Annotated in this window: 2 protein-coding genes; both read left to right on the top strand. The window is 41.5% G+C overall.

Annotation, left to right across the window (positions count from 1 at the left end; genetic code table 11):
* Positions 1 to 426: immunoglobulin-like domain-containing protein (locus EP57_RS16945; protein WP_036085152.1), on the top strand; the 426-nt coding region annotated here is incomplete at its 5' end.
* A 343-nt stretch (positions 427 to 769) separates the two neighbouring features.
* Positions 770 to 2,737, top strand: a 1,968-nt coding sequence (locus EP57_RS05910; protein WP_036085150.1) for an Ig-like domain-containing protein, incomplete at its 3' end; no start/stop codon positions are given.

Here is a 2,737-nt window from a genome sequence, read left to right as displayed (position 1 = left end):
AAAATTTTCGTGAATGGTGATGTCAAACGCCAAACAAGCGTTGCAAATGGCGCTTATGCTATCTATGCGAAAGACGTCATCACATCAGCAAGCGATACTGTAGAAATTGCGGGTTATGACGCCCAAGGTTTTGAGCGTAGCCGTGTCACAGTACCAGTAACAAGTGTAGCACCAGTAACTAACAAAACCATTACACCAGCAGACTACACCATCGGTACAGACAGCATCACAGGAACAATCGATTCAGACATCAAGAAAGTACAACTTTTCGTGAATGATGTCTTAGCTCGTCAAGCAGCAATCTCAGGAAATTCATTCACAGTATACGCTGCAGACAAAGTAACATCAACATCACAAAAAGTAGAAATGGTAGGCTTTGATGCCTCAGGCGCAGAAATTGCTCGCCAAGCAGTTAACGTAAAATAAAAGCAACGCTCCACACCTGATGTTCCTATTAGGTGTGGAGTAAATAAAAAATTAAATACAACAAAATTATTCAAATACATAATCGACTTACACTGAACATATATAAACGAAGCTATAACATCTATAAATATGTAAAAAAACTATTTTATAAAGCCGTCACAAGAAGGAATCGAATCTACTCTTGTACAAAGGCGAGATAGAAGGGAATGGATGTTCATGAATTCAAGCTAAACACAAATGGAATGAAACCGTAGCTGAGAGGAGTTAGAATCAATCAGACAATTCCATGATGAATTAATTCATGAGAAAAAGACAAAATTATATTAAGAGGGGGCAACAAATAATGAGTAAGAATCAAACAATGAAAAAAGTTGCAATGGCAGTCGTTGCAGCGAACGTAGTAGCAAGTTCACTAATCACAGCAATGCCAGCGAAAAGTATGGCAGCAGAGAATGAGGGAAGTTCAGCGGTTACAAATAAAGCTGAAAAGAAGCTAACTACTGGCTTAAAATCCTCAACGAATCTACTTCAAAATACTGCATTTAATGGGCTTTCAAGTTGGACACCATCATTTCGCGATCCGTATGGTTATGTAGTACCAAACATCGTAGTATCAGCTCCCGATAGTAATGGTTGGATTAGTTTAACATCTAGTAGCTATCCAGAGTTAACTAATAAAATATTACCTAGTGGAAACGGTAGTGTGGATTTATTGGTTGGTACCAGAGCTAAGCTCGACCCTCCTTCACGTCTGCAGCTTCGTCAAACGATTGCTACAATACCAGGACATACGTATACACTAAAGTACACGCCCACAGATGTGAATAACTCTGCATATTCAGTTTCAGCAGGGAGCACCTTCGCTCAAGCGAGTGATCCAATTTACGATGTAGGATATAATCACTGGCTTAAACCAAGCAATAAAGAAGAATCATTGACATTTACAGCTACTGGAACGAGTGAAGAAATAATGCTTCAAGGATACTCATATAGTTTTTCTATACTTACTGGGCAAACTAGATTTAGTAATATTAGTCTAACAGATGCAACTCCTACTATTGCTACGACTAGTCTTGATAGCTTGTCTACGGCGAGTACAACAGCCTCAGGAAAAGGAGAGCCAAACAGTAATGTAGTGATTAAAAATGATAACGCACAAATTGGCTCTGGTACTACAGACGCTTCGGGTAATTACAGTATTCAAATTCCGAAACAAGCCTATGGCGCAACTATTACCGCAACTATAACGAGTTCTCTAGAATTAACATCATCTGCAAGCCAAACAGTTTCACAAGCCTCAATTGGAACACCGTATATTGATCCATTGACATCGAAAAGTACAACAGCATCCGGAGTAGGTGATCCAGGAGCTTCCATAGTGTTTAAAGCAAATGGTATTAGCTATTCGACTACAGTTAATGCAAGTGGTACTTGGAGTGTAAACATCCCGAGACAAAATGCCTATAGCCTAGTAGAAGCGACTGCCACACTAAATGGCGCAACCGCGAAAGCATCCAAACTAGTTGGCAATGCGGGTCCAAGCACGCCAGTTTTAGACAACGTCACTAACAAATCTACAAGCATCACAGGTAAAGGCGATCGTGGAAATACTGTCACTATCAAAGTAACCACTAACGGCTCCAGTGTTTCTTATATTGGTACAGTCGATGATTTTGGCACCTTCTCTGTAAAAGTCGACACACCAGAAGCAGGCGCAACGGTAGAAGCTATTGCGAAAGATAGCGATAACGATGTAAGCCAAAAAGCAACGAAAACAGTCCTTGACGTCATTGCACCAGATGCACCAAGTGTAAACGCAGTAAAAGACACAGACACTATCATCTCAGGAACAGGCGAAGCCAACTGCGACGTAGCCGTGAAACTACCATCAGGTGGTATCGTTGAAGGACGCACTAACAGCCAAGGGGCATTCAGCATCACGATTCCAAAACAAGCCGTTGGAGCTAACATTGAGGTATCTCTTACAGACGCAGCAGGCAATAAAGGTACAGCAACAACAGTTACCGTCCAAGCAGACACATTAGCTAATCCAACTGTTAATCGCGTATCCAACCAAGATACTAAAGTCACAGGAACAGGCGTTGCAGGCGCTACAGTCAAAGTGCAAGCAAACAACACGACATACACAGACACAGTTAAAGCAGACGGAACATATGAAGTAACGGTTCCTAAACTAGCAGCCGGCACAAGCGTATCCGTAGAACAAACAAAATCAGGCGTAACAAGTGGCTCTGTCACTACGATTGTACAAGATGACGCAGTACCATCTGCACCAACTGTAAACGCAGTG

Source organism: Listeria booriae (genome assembly GCF_000766865.1).
GTDB lineage: Bacteria > Bacillota > Bacilli > Lactobacillales > Listeriaceae > Listeria_A > Listeria_A booriae.
Note: the sequence above shows the minus strand (reverse complement) of the source record. Positions and strands in the feature narration are given on the sequence as shown.